The organism is Ilumatobacter sp. (genome assembly GCF_039969435.1).
GTDB lineage: Bacteria > Actinomycetota > Acidimicrobiia > Acidimicrobiales > Ilumatobacteraceae > Ilumatobacter_A.
Window position 1 is genome coordinate 408,422 of sequence record NZ_JBDVNU010000036.1, and the last position, 12,882, is coordinate 421,303.

At 69.5% G+C, this 12,882-nt stretch carries 16 protein-coding genes; 9 read left to right on the forward strand and 7 right to left on the reverse strand.

Going from position 1 to position 12,882, the window contains the following annotated elements; all coding sequences use genetic code 11:
- Nucleotides 1–6: 6 nt before the first annotated feature.
- Together ABJK40_RS19135 and ABJK40_RS19140 are read right to left on the reverse strand one after the other, a co-directional pair.
- On the reverse strand, nt 7–924 hold the full coding sequence (locus ABJK40_RS19135) for an L-threonylcarbamoyladenylate synthase (RefSeq protein WP_348478145.1): 918 nt from the start codon (nt 922–924) through the stop codon (nt 7–9).
- Nucleotides 924–1,643, reverse strand: a complete 720-nt coding sequence (locus ABJK40_RS19140; RefSeq protein WP_348478146.1) for an alpha/beta fold hydrolase — start codon at nt 1,641–1,643, stop codon at nt 924–926. Before ABJK40_RS19140 ends, ABJK40_RS19135 begins: the two co-directional genes overlap by 1 nt.
- A 9-nt stretch (nt 1,644–1,652) precedes the next feature.
- On the opposite strand from ABJK40_RS19140, the gene ABJK40_RS19145 reads away from it, so the two are divergent.
- From ABJK40_RS19145 to ABJK40_RS19155, 3 genes are read left to right on the forward strand one after another with little or no spacing between them, the layout of a single operon-like run.
- Nucleotides 1,653–3,086, forward strand: coding sequence for a GuaB1 family IMP dehydrogenase-related protein (locus ABJK40_RS19145; protein ID WP_348478147.1), 1,434 nt, complete (start codon nt 1,653–1,655; stop codon nt 3,084–3,086).
- The gene (gene cmk, locus ABJK40_RS19150; protein ID WP_348478148.1) at nt 3,083–3,733 is read left to right on the forward strand and encodes a (d)CMP kinase; all 651 of its coding nucleotides are present in this window, start codon (nt 3,083–3,085) and stop codon (nt 3,731–3,733) included. The genes ABJK40_RS19145 and cmk overlap by 4 nt, the downstream gene beginning before the upstream one ends.
- Nucleotides 3,730–4,404 carry a lysophospholipid acyltransferase family protein gene (locus ABJK40_RS19155; protein WP_348478149.1) on the forward strand — a complete coding sequence of 225 codons (675 nt, stop codon included), beginning with the start codon at nt 3,730–3,732 and terminating at the stop codon, nt 4,402–4,404. The genes cmk and ABJK40_RS19155 overlap by 4 nt, the downstream gene beginning before the upstream one ends.
- Here ABJK40_RS19155 and ABJK40_RS19160 read toward each other — a convergent pair.
- Both ABJK40_RS19160 and ABJK40_RS19165 read right to left on the reverse strand, forming a co-directional pair.
- The gene (locus tag ABJK40_RS19160) at nt 4,397–5,638 is read right to left on the reverse strand and encodes a M18 family aminopeptidase (protein WP_348510376.1); all 1,242 of its coding nucleotides are present in this window, start codon (nt 5,636–5,638) and stop codon (nt 4,397–4,399) included. The genes ABJK40_RS19155 and ABJK40_RS19160 overlap by 8 nt on opposite strands.
- A 2-nt stretch (nt 5,639–5,640) precedes the next feature.
- Nucleotides 5,641–6,264, reverse strand: coding sequence for a histidine phosphatase family protein (locus tag ABJK40_RS19165; protein WP_348478151.1), 624 nt, complete (start codon nt 6,262–6,264; stop codon nt 5,641–5,643).
- 20 nt (nt 6,265–6,284) lie between these two features.
- On the opposite strand from ABJK40_RS19165, the gene pyk reads away from it, so the two are divergent.
- The gene (pyk, locus tag ABJK40_RS19170) at nt 6,285–7,727 is read left to right on the forward strand and encodes a pyruvate kinase (RefSeq protein WP_348478152.1); all 1,443 of its coding nucleotides are present in this window, start codon (nt 6,285–6,287) and stop codon (nt 7,725–7,727) included.
- On the opposite strand, the gene ABJK40_RS19175 is transcribed toward pyk, so the two are convergent.
- Together ABJK40_RS19175 and ABJK40_RS19180 are read right to left on the reverse strand one after the other, a co-directional pair.
- Nucleotides 7,705–8,835, reverse strand: coding sequence for an MFS transporter (locus ABJK40_RS19175; protein WP_348478153.1), 1,131 nt, complete (start codon nt 8,833–8,835; stop codon nt 7,705–7,707). The genes pyk and ABJK40_RS19175 overlap by 23 nt on opposite strands.
- A complete protein-coding gene (locus ABJK40_RS19180; RefSeq protein ID WP_348478154.1) occupies nt 8,832–9,161 on the reverse strand; it encodes a hypothetical protein in 330 nt (109 codons plus the stop codon). The genes ABJK40_RS19175 and ABJK40_RS19180 overlap by 4 nt, the downstream gene beginning before the upstream one ends.
- Before the next feature lie 23 nt (nt 9,162–9,184).
- Here ABJK40_RS19180 and ABJK40_RS19185 point away from each other — a divergent pair, with 23 nt between their 5' ends.
- The 4 genes from ABJK40_RS19185 to ABJK40_RS19200 are packed head-to-tail and all read left to right on the forward strand — an operon-like array spanning nt 9,185 to nt 11,692.
- Nucleotides 9,185–9,619 (forward strand): DUF3151 family protein, encoded by a 435-nt coding sequence (locus tag ABJK40_RS19185; protein ID WP_348478155.1) that lies wholly within the window; start codon nt 9,185–9,187, stop codon nt 9,617–9,619.
- The gene (locus ABJK40_RS19190) at nt 9,616–10,173 is read left to right on the forward strand and encodes a molybdenum cofactor guanylyltransferase (RefSeq protein WP_348478156.1); all 558 of its coding nucleotides are present in this window, start codon (nt 9,616–9,618) and stop codon (nt 10,171–10,173) included. The genes ABJK40_RS19185 and ABJK40_RS19190 overlap by 4 nt, the downstream gene beginning before the upstream one ends.
- Nucleotides 10,174–10,200: 27 nt before the next feature.
- Nucleotides 10,201–10,515, forward strand: coding sequence for a rhodanese-like domain-containing protein (locus tag ABJK40_RS19195; RefSeq protein ID WP_348478157.1), 315 nt, complete (start codon nt 10,201–10,203; stop codon nt 10,513–10,515).
- Nucleotides 10,508–11,692 carry an HRDC domain-containing protein gene (locus ABJK40_RS19200; RefSeq protein WP_348478158.1) on the forward strand — a complete coding sequence of 395 codons (1,185 nt, stop codon included), beginning with the start codon at nt 10,508–10,510 and terminating at the stop codon, nt 11,690–11,692. Before ABJK40_RS19195 ends, ABJK40_RS19200 begins: the two co-directional genes overlap by 8 nt.
- Here ABJK40_RS19200 and ABJK40_RS19205 read toward each other — a convergent pair.
- Nucleotides 11,679–12,455 (reverse strand): ParA family protein, encoded by a 777-nt coding sequence (locus ABJK40_RS19205; RefSeq protein WP_348478159.1) that lies wholly within the window; start codon nt 12,453–12,455, stop codon nt 11,679–11,681. The genes ABJK40_RS19200 and ABJK40_RS19205 overlap by 14 nt on opposite strands.
- A gap of 129 nt (nt 12,456–12,584) precedes the next feature.
- Between ABJK40_RS19205 and ABJK40_RS19210 the strand changes: the two genes are divergently transcribed.
- On the forward strand, nt 12,585–12,803 hold the full coding sequence (locus tag ABJK40_RS19210) for a hypothetical protein (protein ID WP_348478160.1): 219 nt from the start codon (nt 12,585–12,587) through the stop codon (nt 12,801–12,803).
- The last annotated feature ends 79 nt before the right edge of the window (nt 12,804–12,882 follow it).

Genomic DNA, 12,882 nt, shown 5'->3' on the forward strand with positions numbered 1-12,882 from the left:
GGGCCCTCACGGGCGCGGCGCCGCTGCCTTGGTGAGGCGGTCGCGAATCGCGTGCCCCAGACCGTGTGCGTCGGGGAGCACGGCGATCAACGTGGCGACGCCGTCGTCGTCGGCGCGCCGCAGTTCGGAGTAGAGGTCACGGGCATACCTCGCTGCGTCGTGGGTGAGATCGAGGATCCGTGAGCGCGCAGTGCCTGCGGCGATAGCGACTGCATCGTCGGAGGTGTCCACGAGGCGCACCTGACAGCGGGGGGCGTAGTGCGATGCCAACATCCCGCTCGCTCGTGCCGGACCGGAAGGTGCGTCGACCGTCGCTTCCAGCAACTCGGCCACCTGGTCCGCCGTGACCGCTCCGGCGCGCAGGACCTGCACCGGGCTGACGGTGGTGTCGATGATCGTGCTCTCCACGCCGACGGGGCAGGGCCCACCGTCGAGAATCACGTCGACGACGTCGCCGAGATCGCGTCGTACGTGCTCGGCGGTGGTCGGGCTGACCGCCCCGAACCGGTTCGCCGACGGTGCCGCCAGCGGGACTCCGGCCAGGCGGATCAGCTCTCGTGCCATCGGGTGTGCCGGCACCCGCAGCGCGACCGAGTCCCGCCCACCCGCCACCTCGGCGGGGAGCAGGTCGCACCGCGGCACGATCAGGGTCAACGGACCCGGCCAGCAGGTGGTGGCGAGTCGGTGCGCCACGGCGGATGCATCGGGTGCCCAGTGATCGAGATCCTCGGGGTCGGCGAGGTGCACGATCAGAGGGTGGTCGACCGGACGTCCCTTGGCGGCGAAGATCCGTGCGACGGCGACCGGGTCGGTGGCGTCGGCGGCGAGTCCGTACACCGTCTCGGTCGGCATGGCGACCAGCCCTCCACGACGGATGGCGTCGACCGCGCCGGCGAGGTCGTCGCGGACGAGGCGACGCGTCATCAGATCGCGCCGAGGAACTCGAGTGCTGCGTCGAAGAACCCGAACGACTCGGTGGTGGCGAAGTGATCGGTCTTGGGCAGGGTGACACATCGCCCGTCGGGAAACGCATCGGCGAGTTCGTCGGCCGGGTACACGAAGTCCTGTTCGCCGACGACGACCAGGACGGGGCACCGCACCGCTGAGATCGCCGCTGCGTCGACCTCGAAGCCCGCCGGACGACTCATCACGGCCGCCAACGCGATCAGGTCGTTGCCCGGCTGCTGTGCGTACTGGGCGAACACCCGCACCGACTGGGGGAGTGTGCTCGGGTCGGCGCCGTCGATCAGCGACCGCAACCCGTCGGCGATCAGTGCCGCGCCGGAGTGGTCCCGCTCGAACACGTTGCGACCGATGCCGGCGAGCACGATCCGCTCGAACCGGTCGGGGTGGGCGATCGCCGTTCGCAGCAGCGTCGACGCTCCGAGCGAGAAACCGACGGCCGACACCGGTTCGTCGGGAAGTGCGTCGACGATGCGTTCCGTGAGGTCGCCGTACGCCTCCGCGTCATGAGGCTTCGGTGCGGTTCCGTGGCCGAGCAGGTCGACGCCGATCACCGCCTTGCCGCCGTCCTGGAGCAGAGCGGCGAATCCGCTGCGTTGCCAGGTCGACTCGAAGGAGCCGCCCCATCCGTGTACGAGCATCACCGATTCCATCTGGCCGAGCGTAGGACGCAATAGCATCTCTGCCCGATGCGCATGCTCCACGGTGATCCCGGCCACGACCTCACGTACAACGACGTCTTCATGGTCCCGAGCCTCTCCGACGTGGCATCGCGGATGGACGTCGACCTCACCACACCCGACGGGATCGGCACGACGATCCCGCTCGTGGTGTCGAACATGACGGCGGTGGCGGGCCGGAGGATGGCCGAGACGGTCGCCCGGCGCGGCGGTGTGGCGATCCTGCCGCAGGACATCCCACTCGACGTCGTGGCCACGGTCATCGCGAGCGTCAAGTCGTGCCACCCGGTCTTCGAGACACCGATCACCCTGGCGCCCGATGCCACGATCGGCGACGCGCTCACGCTGATCAACAAGCGGGCGCACGGTGCGGTGGTCGTGGTCGAGGACGGACGCCCGGTCGGCGTGTTCGTCGGCAAGGACGGCGACGGGTTCGACCGGTTCACCCAGCTGCGCAACGTCATGTCGGTCGACCTGCACCTCGTCGGACCCGATGTCGACCCTGCCGAAGCGCACGCCCGACTCGGGGAGCGACGCCTCCACGTCGCGCCGGTCGTCGGGGACGACGAGAAGCTGCTCGGCGTGGTCACCCGCAAGGGAGTCCTGCGGTCGGCCATCTACCGTCCGGCACTCGACGCCGACGGCCGTCTCCTGATCGGCGTGGCGGTCGGCATCAACGGCGATCCGGCGGCGCGCGCGACCGAACTGGTCGACATGGGCGCCGACGTGCTGGTGATCGACACCGCACACGGCCACCAGACCCGCACGTTGCGGGCGATCGAGGCGGTCCGTGCGGCCCAGCCCGATGCCAAGATCGTCGCCGGCAACGTCGTCACCGCCGACGGCACCCGTGATTTGATCGAGGCCGGAGCCGACGTGGTGAAGGTCGGTGTGGGCCCCGGAGCGATGTGCACCACTCGGATGATGACCGGCGTCGGGCGGCCGCAGTTCTCCGCCGTGGTCGAGTGCGCCGGCGAGGCCGCTCGGCTCGGCGCCCACATCTGGGCGGACGGCGGCGTCAAGTTCCCCCGCGACGTCGCGCTGGCACTTGCAGGCGGCGCGGCGAACGTGATGATCGGCTCGTGGCTGGCCGGAACCCACGAATCGGCGGCCGACGTGCGGATCGACACGGACGGACGGATCTACAAGGAGAGCTTCGGGATGGCATCGAACCGGGCGGTGAAGAACCGCACGCGGTCGGACTCGGAGTTCGAGCGTGCACGCAAGGAACTGTTCGAGGAGGGCATCAGCACGTCGCGGATGTACCTCGACCCGGAACGGCCGGGCGTGGAGGACATCATCGATCAGATCGTGGCCGGTCTCCGCTCGTCGTGCACCTACGCCGGTGCCGCGTCGATCCCGGAGTTCCACGACCGCGCCGTGGTCGGCGTCCAGGGTGCCGCCGGCTACGACGAAGGGCGCCCACAGGGGGTGTCCTGGTGAGCGCCGGCGTGCGCGTGATCGCGATCGACGGGCCCTCGGGCGCGGGCAAGTCCACGGTGGGCCGCGCCGTCGCCGAGCGCCTCGGCGTCGGCTACCTCGACACCGGGGCGATGTACCGGGCGGTCACGTTCGCCGTCCTGCGCCGGGCCGTCGACCCCCACGACGAGGCCGAGGTGACCGAGGTGGCGTCGACCGTCGACCTGGACATCGCCGACGTCGACGGGGTGACGAGGGTGATCGTCGACGGTGTCGACGCGACGCAGGACATCCGCGGCCGTGAGGTGACCGAGTCGGTCAGTGCGGTGTCGGCGATCAGCGCGGTGCGCGCCGAACTCGTCCGACGCCAACGCGACTGGGTCGTCGAACACGGCGGAGGCGTGGTGGAAGGACGCGACATCGGGTCGGTCGTGTTCCCCGACGCCGACCTCAAGCTGTACGTCACGGCATCGCCGCGCGTGCGTGCCGAGCGACGCGTCGACGAGATCGGTGGTGACGTCGACGAGGTCGAGGCGTCGATCATCGAGCGCGACCGGAAGGACTCCACGCGCGCCGACAGCCCGCTGGTCGAGGCGTCGGGCTCCACGGTGCTCGACACCACGGGCCTCGACATCGAGGCCGTGGTGTCCAGGGTCCTGGAGATGCTGTGAGCGACAAGGTCGTCACCAAACCCGGACGGGACACCCGGTGGAACCGGATCCTCTACGGCTTCTGGCGCGTGGTGATCGGACTGACGCTGCGGGTCTACACCCGGGGCACCGTCGAGGGTCGTGAGAACCTGCCCGACGGCGCCTTCGTGCTCGCCCCGGTCCACCGCAGCTACATCGACACACCGATCTCGACCTGGGTCCAGGTGCGTCGGATGCGCTATCTCGGCAAGGACTCGATGTGGAAGTGGGAGCGTCTCGGCAAGATGTTCACCGCGATGGGAGCCATCCCGGTGTCCCGCGGGTCGATCGACCGCGAAGCGCTGAAGCGATGCATCGACGTACTCACGTCGGGGCAGCCACTGGTGCTGTTCCCCGAAGGCGAACGCAAGGACGGCCCGACGGTGCACCCGCTCATGGACGGCGCCGCATTCCTCGCGGCGAAGGCCGGCGTGCCGCTCGTGCCGGTGGGCATCGCCGGCTCCGACCGTGCGATGCCGCGCAAGGCGAAGTTCGTGTTCCCCCGCAAGGTCCACGTGATCGTCGGCGAACCGTTCATGGTCGACACGGACGGTCGAGGTCGCGCCTCACGAGCCCAACTCGGGGCGGCCACCGAGCGCCTGCGCACCGAGATCCAGGCCCTCTACGACCGAGCGCTCGACAGGATCAGCTGAAGAACGCGCCGAGCGCGGCGGCGAGATGCAGAGGGTCGTCCACACCGCACAGCTCGCGTGCGGAGTGCATCGACAACTGCGGGACGCCCACGTCGACCGTGTCGATCCCCAGGCGGGTGGCCGTGATCGGACCGATCGTCGAGCCGCACGGCATGTTGTTGCGGGAGACGAACACCTGCCACGGCACGCCGGCCGTCTCGCACGCCCGCTGGAACAACGCGGCGGTCGGGGCGGAGGTGGCGTAGCGCTGGTTGGCGTTGATCTTGATGGCCGGCCCGGCGTTGGCGATCGGGTGGTGCCCGGGCTCGTGGCGCTCGGGATAGTTCGGGTGGACGGCGTGCGCATTGTCGGCCGAGACGCAGGCCGAGTCGGACAGCGCTCGGTGCCAGTCGTCGTGGGATCCACCGCGCCCGTCGACGAGGCGACGCAGCACCGTCTCGAGGAAGGGTCCCTGGGCTCCGCTGCGGCTCGCGGAACCGACCTCCTCGTGATCGTTCAACACGATCACCGCGATGTGATCGGTCGGCTCAGCGGCTGCCAGAGCGCGAGCAGCCGCCCAGCACGACAGTTGGTTGTCGAGACGAGCCGAGGTGAGCATCGAGGAGTCGGCACCGACGACGGCGGCACCCTGCACGTCGTACAGGCACAGGTCCCACCAGTCGGGGGCTTGGTCGAGGCCGGCCCGTTCGCCGATCCACGCCGCGAACTCGCCGGGCGTCGCCCGCCCGACGCCCCACACCGGTGTGAGGTGTTGCTGGCGGTCGAGCGTGAGTCCCTCGTCGTTCACGCCGCGGTCGAGGTGGACCGCGAGCTGCGGGACGCGGGCGATGGGCTCGGCGACGTCGACCAGGACGTCGCGGCCATCGGAGGTGACCAGCCGCCCGGCGACGCCGAGGTCGCGGTCGAGCCACGTGTTGTTCAAGATGCCGCCGTAGACCTCGACACCGAGTTGCTTCCACCCCACTGCGTGGACGTCCGGTCGCGGCTTGATCCGCAGGCCCGGCGAGTCGGTGTGTCCACCTCCGATGCGGAACCCGGCCTCGGGTGGCACCCCGTCGGGGATCGACCAGGCGATGATCGCGCCGTCGCGCACGACGAGCCCATGCGGTGGGATCTCGCTCCACTCGTCACGCTCGTCGAGGGCGACGAATCCGTCGAGACGGGCGATCGTGGACTGCACGGCATGCCACGGCGACGGCGAGCGGTCGAGGAAGTCGATCAGATCGTCGAGCATCGTCATCCCCTCTGGAACAGACCCATCGGGAGGCCGCTTCCCCGGAGATGGGTCGTCTCGTTCACCGTGACGATCGAGCGCTCACCGCTCGACGCCGCCGCCACACGATTGATCGACGTGTAGTTGGGATAGAAGAACCCGCGCTGACCGGGGTCGAGGCCGAGGATGTGGCTGAGGTATGCGTTGATGACACCGCCGTGGCACACGACGGCGACCCGGTGACCCCGATGTGCATCGATGATCCGGTCCACGCCCGAGATCACACGGGCGGCGAAGGTGGCGTGGTCCTCCATGCCCTCCATGTTGCCGTCGAGCATCGCCTGCCAGCGCGGGTCGTTCGCGGCCTTGAGTTCCTCGACGGGCACGTATTCGGAACTGTCCTTGTCGTATTCGGCGACGTCCGGCTCGATCCGCAGATCAAGACCGCGATCCGCCACGACCGGTTGTGCGGTCTGGCGGGCACGCATCAGCGAACTCGCGTACACGGCATCGAGGTGCTCCGATGCGAGGTAGTCGCCGAGCAGAGCGGCCTGGGCGAGTCCGTCGGGAGCGAGTTCGGGGTCGGCGACGCCCTCGGTCAACTCACGCCGAACGGGGAGTCCATGTCTGATCAACAGCAGTTCCATCTGGTGATAGACAAGCAGACATGACGCGCCGAACAAAGATCGTGGCGACGGTGGGTCCCGCGAGCGAGTCGGTGCCGATGCTGCGCAAGCTGATCGACGCCGGCCTCGACGTGGTCCGACTGAACCTCAGCCACGGTGAACTCGACGAGCATCTGGCGAAGTTGGCCAACGTCCGCCAGGCCGCGGCGGAGTGTGGCCGCTCGATCGCGGTGCTCGCCGACCTGCCCGGGCCGAAGATCCGCTCGGGGCGGTTCCCCGAGGGCGGTGCGCTCCTCGAACCCGGCGCGACCATCCACCTGCGCCCCGGCGACGAGGCCAGCGACGCAGACCTGATGTACGTGCAGTACCCGACGCTGCTCGACGACCTGCGCATGGGTGCGCGCGTCGTGCTCGGCGACGGAGCGATCTCGATGACGGTGCTCGACGTCGACGCCGAGCAGGCGACGGCGCGGATCGACACCGGCGGTCGTGCGAACGGGCAGCCCGGAGTGAACCTGCAGTCCGACATGCTCCGCCTCACCACGCCGACGGACGAGGACCTCGTGCTCGCCGAGGCGATGGCCGCAGCGGGCGTGGAGTACATGGCCGTGTCGTTCGTACGCCAGGCGATCGACGTCGAGAAGGTCCGCGACGTGGTCGGGGACCGTGCGCAACTCGTCGCGAAGATCGAGACCCAGGCGTCGCTCGACAACCTCGACGAGATCATCGCCGTGTCCGATGCGGTGATGGTCGCCCGTGGCGACCTCGGCATCGACTGTCCGATCGAGGACGTGCCGCACCTGCAGAAGAGGATCATCCGCCAGTGCGTGGCGGTGGGCACGCCGGTCATCACGGCCACACAGATGCTCGAGTCGATGATCGCCGCCTCGTCGCCGACGCGCGCCGAGGTGAGCGACGTCGCCAACGCCGTCTTCGACGGCACCGACGCCGTGATGCTCTCGGGTGAGACCGCCATCGGCCGCGACCCCGTCGGCGTCGTGCAGACGATGAGCGAGATCGCCGAGCGTGCCGAGTCAGAGGCCAGCTACCGCCAGTGGGCGAACCGGCTGGGTCGGATGCAGCGCGCCAGCGACCGGGAGGTCTCGTCCGAGACGAAGATCACGATGGCGCTGTCCCACGCCGCGTCGCAGGCGGCGATCGACGCCGAGGTGTCGGCGATCCTGTGCTGCACCCGCACCGGTCGTACCGCCCGAGCGATCGCCCGCTTCCGTCCCGAGGCGCGGATGATCGGTCTGTCGCCCGACCCGAAGATGGTGCGCATGATGGCGCTCACCTGGGGTGTGGAGCCCGTCGAGGTCGAGACCTACGCATCCACCGACGAGATGGTGTGGTTCGCCGTGAAGACCGCCGTGGAGATGGGCGTCGCGAAGCGCGGCGACACGGTCCTGGTGCTCGCCGGAGCGCCCGACGTCGATCGCACCATCACCGCGACCGACGTGCTCAGGCTCGTGCGGGTCGACTGACCACGAAGCACACGGTGGCCGCCGCCGCCGCGGTCGCCGACAGCGAGATCGTTCCCTCGATGCCCCATCGTGTGAAGAGGAACCCGCTCGCGATCGTGCCCGACCCGCGTGCCACGGTGCCCACCCCGTTGGCCAGTGCGATCGTGGCTCCCCGCGACTCGGGCATCGCCTCGGTCACCAGCGACAGCGACGTCACGAAGGCGAACTCGAAGCCGCACAGGAACGCGAGGATCGCGACCACGCCGATCCACAGCGTGTCGTCGGCGATCACCATCACGACCTGTCCTGCGAACAACAGGGCGATTCCCAGGACGGTCGAGCGGACCTTGCCGATCCGATCGGCGAACCCGGCCGAGCCGGTCGACGCGAGCAACTCGAACGCGCCGAAACCCATCGCCACGAGCCCGAGCCCGCCGGTCGACACCCCGAACGCCGTGTCGAGCCACTTGCCCGAGATCGCGAACACGGAGAGGCCCGACATCGCGAGCAGTGCCGACCCGACGATCACGGCCCACGCCCGCCACGGCAACGACCGGATCCGCATCGGCCCGCTCGGAGCCGTCGGCGCGACCGGCGCACGGCGTGAACCCGCGACCCAGATCCAGGCGGCCATCATCGCACACGCCACGGCGAGCACGACGTAGGGGCCGCGCCATCCGAAGGCCTGGATCAGGACGGCGATCAGAGGTGCACCGACGAGCAGCGCGATCGCCCACGAGGTCTCGTACAGCCCGATCGCGCGCGCACGACCGCCGTAGGGCACGAACCGGCTGATGGTCGAATGACCCGCAACGGTCAGGTTGGCGACACCGAGCACCACCAACAGGAAGGCGACGGCGAACGTGAACGTGGTGCCGACGAGCGCGACGAGCGACGACACCGAGATCACCACCAGTGCGAGGGTCATCACCAGCCGCTCTCGGCCTCGATCGAGGAACCGGCCCACGCCGATGGTCGACAGGCCTGCCATCTCGCCGACGCCGAGGATCGTCGTCATCTGGCCGGTCGTCGCGCCGAAGGCACGCTCGAGCGTGGGCAGGAACGGCGGCACCCAGCGCAGTGCGGTGTTCGCCACCGCCTTGGCCGCCGTGAGGCGTGCGAGCCTCACTCGGTCGGGTCGGGGGTGCGCGGATCGGGAATGCCGATCGTGGTGCCGAAGAACGAACACTCGGTGTCGAGGGGTTGCTCGGGCACAGCGGCCTCGTCACGCAGTTCGTAGACGGTGCGCACCTTGTCGGCACAGTCCTGCAGCGACGTGCGCTGCGTGAACACGGCGAACGCCAGCACGACCAGGACCGCCGCCGTTGCGATCTTCTGGATGATCGTCTTCATCAGCCATGCGGCGACCACCGACCCGAGCAGGAAGAGAGCGACGAGCCCGATCCCGATGTTCTTGGCCTCGGACAGGCTGATGGCGAGCGTGATGGCGGGCACGGGCGGCAGCGTACGCTGACCCGGTGAGCGACCAACCGATCCAGTTCTCGTCCGGCATCCCCACGACGGTGATCCCGCCGCCCGAGGCCCGCGACACCGCTCGCCTCGACGCCGCCCTCGGCCTGGTCGGTGACGAGCGGCGTGCGGCCGTGGCCGCAGTCGTGGCGGCATCGCCCCGGTTCCTCGCCGGGTGGGCCGAACTCGGTGACCTCGGACGCGACACGATCGAGCGCTACGCGGCGTACCGGGTCGGCTACCACCGCGGCCTCGACACGCTGCGCGCCAACGGTTGGCGCGGGTCCGGATACGTGCGCTGGGCGGAGCCGAGCAACCACGGGTTCCTGCGCTCGGTGCGCGGGCTGGGCCAGATGGCTGCGGAGATCGGCGAGACCGACGAAGCCGAACGCTGCCAGCAGTTCCTGCTCCAACTCGACCCCTCGGGCATCCCCGACTCGTGACCCTCGCCGCTGCGGTCCTCGCCGGCGGTCGGAGCAGCCGGATGGGACGCACCAAGGCGCTGATCCACGTCGACGGACGCGCCATGGCCGACCGGGTGATCGATGCAGCCCGTTCGGTCGGCGCCGATCCGGTCGTGGTGATCGGTGGCGATCCGACGGAGTTGGCCGGGCTGAGCGCGCCGGTGACGCCCGACCTGCATCCCGGTGGCGGGCCGGTCGCCGGCGTGCTCGGCGCACTCACCCACTTCGACGGCGTGGCCGACAGGGTCCTCGTCCTCCCGTGCGACCTCGCCCGTGTCGATGCGTCGACCCTCCTGCCGTTGCTCGAGGCCGAGGCGGGAGACGGCTTCTCCAAGGTCTGGGTGGCCGCAGGCGACCGACTCGAGCCGTTGTGCGCCATCTGGTCCGTCGATGCCGCCGCTCGGGTCCGGCAACTGTTCGATTCGGGGGAGCGGGCGCTGCACCGCGTGATCGGCGAGTTGCCGCACGTTGCCGTCACGGTCGATCCCGGCGGTCTCGTCAACGTCAACACGCCGAACGACATCCCCCGATAGTTCCGGGTCTGGATAGTGTCGTCGGCTGTGGCAATCCGAGAGATCTCCGTGGCGGAACTGCACGCGCTCGGGACCGACGTGGTCCTGATCGACGTGCGCGAGGACGACGAGTGGCAGGAGTCGCACGTCCCTCACGCGGTCCACGTCGTGCTCGGGACCGTGCCCGACCACCTCGACCGGTTCACCGGCGAGCCCACGTACGTCATGTGCAAGGCCGGCGGGCGCAGCCTGCGGGCCTGTGAGTTCGCCGACGCCCACGGTCACGACGTCGTCAACGTCGCGGGCGGGATGCTGGCCTGGATCCACGCCGGATACGACGTGCACGCAGGCACGGATGCCTGACCAGGCCCCACCCCACATCGGGTTCGGATGGATCGACGACCAGGAGGGCCTGGTCGAACTGGTCGACGAGTTGATCGAGATGCCCCGGTACGCACTCGACACCGAGTTCCACCGGGAACGGACCTACTTCCCGAAGCTGGCGCTGATCCAGATCGCCTGGTGGCCCGAGGGCACCTCCGAGAAGCAGGAACTCGTCCTCATCGACCCGCTCCAGATCGACGTGTCCGACCTCGCTCGACTCTTCGACACGGACGCACTGTGTGTGATCCACGCCGCCCAGCAGGATCTCGACGTGCTCACGCACGCATGCGGAGCCGTGCCGCGCAGGATGTTCGACACCCAGATCGCCGCCGGGTTCCTCGGGTACGGCACCCCGTCACTCGTCTCACTGCTCCAGGGCGAGATCGGCATCTCCCCGGCCAAGGGCGACCGCCTGACCGACTGGTTGCGCCGCCCCCTCTCCGACAGCCAGTGCCAGTACGCAGCGGCCGACGTCGAGTACCTGCTCGGGGTCCACGATTCGCTGGTCGCCAAGCTCGAGGCCGCGGGTCGCCTGGAGTGGGCCGAGGAGGCCTGCGAGGAACTCCGCACCCGCCCCGTCAGCGGATCGAGGCCTGCCGACGCCTGGTTGCGTCTGAAGGATGCCCGGTCGCTGAGGCCCGGCGGGCGCGCCGTCGCCCAGGCGATCGCGGCGTGGCGCGAGGAGCGGGCGATGCGTGTCGACATCCCGGTACGTCAGGTCCTCCCGGATCTCGCGATCCTGGGCATCGCCCAGCGTGCACCGTCCAACACGAAGGACCTGAAGCAGGCCCGAGGCGTCGATGATCGCCACACCAAGGGTGGCATCGCCGACGAGATCCTCGCTGCGGTCGCCGCCGGCAAGCAGGCGACGCCGCCCGAGTCACCGAAGTCGACCGACGACCTCGACCGGTCCCTGCGGCCGGCGATCACACTGATCTCGGCGTGGGTGTCCCAGATCGCTCGCGACGAGAAGATCGACACGGCGATGCTGGCCACCAAGTCCGACATCGTCGCGCTGCTCCGCGACGACGACGACGCGCGTCTCGCCAGCGGTTGGCGTGGCGACCTGCTCGGTCAGGGAATCCGCGACCTCGTGGCGGGCAGGGCCGGGTTGACCTTCGACCCGCAGGGTCGCCTCACGCTCATGCCTGTCTGACGGTTCGGCGCAGCTTGCCCCACAGCTTGTCGAACGTGTCGATCGGGCCGCTCGCGCGACTCGCATAGCTGTGGATCGAACGCCGCTCACCGACCGCCTGGTTGAGGACCACGCGTGCCGGGACCGACGGCTTCCAGATCGCCTGACGTCCCACGATGCGACGCAGTTCGTCGATGCGACGCTCGGCCTCGGCCGACACACCGGGAACACGATTCAGGACCACACCCGACAGTTCCAGATCGGGGTTGTGCGAATCCCAGACCACGTCGATGGCGTCGGCCACGCCCCCGATGCCGCGCAGCCCCAGAGCCGACGGTTCCACCACCACCACGGCATGGCGCACCGCGGCCAGGGCGTTCGTGGTGAGATTGCCCAGCGACGGCGGACAGTCGATCACCACGGCGTCGTAGCCGGCCAACACGTCGCCGGCCTGGAAGAACGCGGCGGCGAGCCGGGTCGCGTCGCCCGCCTCGAAGTCCTGGAGGCGGTCACCGGCGGGCACGACGTCGACGTGTTGCGACCACGCCGATCCCACGATCGCGTCGGACAGCGGTCGCCCGTCGAGCACGTCGCCGACCGACACCGCCGACGGGTCGGGATCGACGCCGAGCACCCACCCCGCCGACCCCTGTGGATCGAGGTCGATGACCAGGATCCGATGCCCCGCAGCGGCCGCAGCGGAGGCGAGGCCGAGGGTGACGGTGGTCTTGCCGACGCCTCCCTTCTGGTTCAGGATCGCCACGGCGTTCGCGAGAGTGCGCATCGGATCATCGTGGCACACGACACCAGCGCACGACACCGGCCGGTGACACACGGCGGAGATTCGCGAAACACCAGGTGCGGGCGGTACGATCGGCCGCCAATGTCCACCGTTCACTGAGGGAGCCCTGTCGTGAAGAAGGGTCGTCATCGCCGTTTCGAAGAGGCGAGAAAACTGAAGCAGTCGGGGCCCGGAGCCTTCGACCTCGGACTCGGGGAGCGCTCGTCCGACGAGCACGGCTCCGGTGGAGACGCCGACTCCGGTGAAGACGACGACGAGTACGCCGCGCTGGCCGCGAAGTACGGCGTGACCTTCGACGACGACGACGACGATTCCTCCGACGACGACTGATCCACCCGGACGTCGGACCTTCGGTGGTTCGAGTTCGAATCGGCCATTCTCCACGGCTGACCCGTCGGTAGGATCTGCG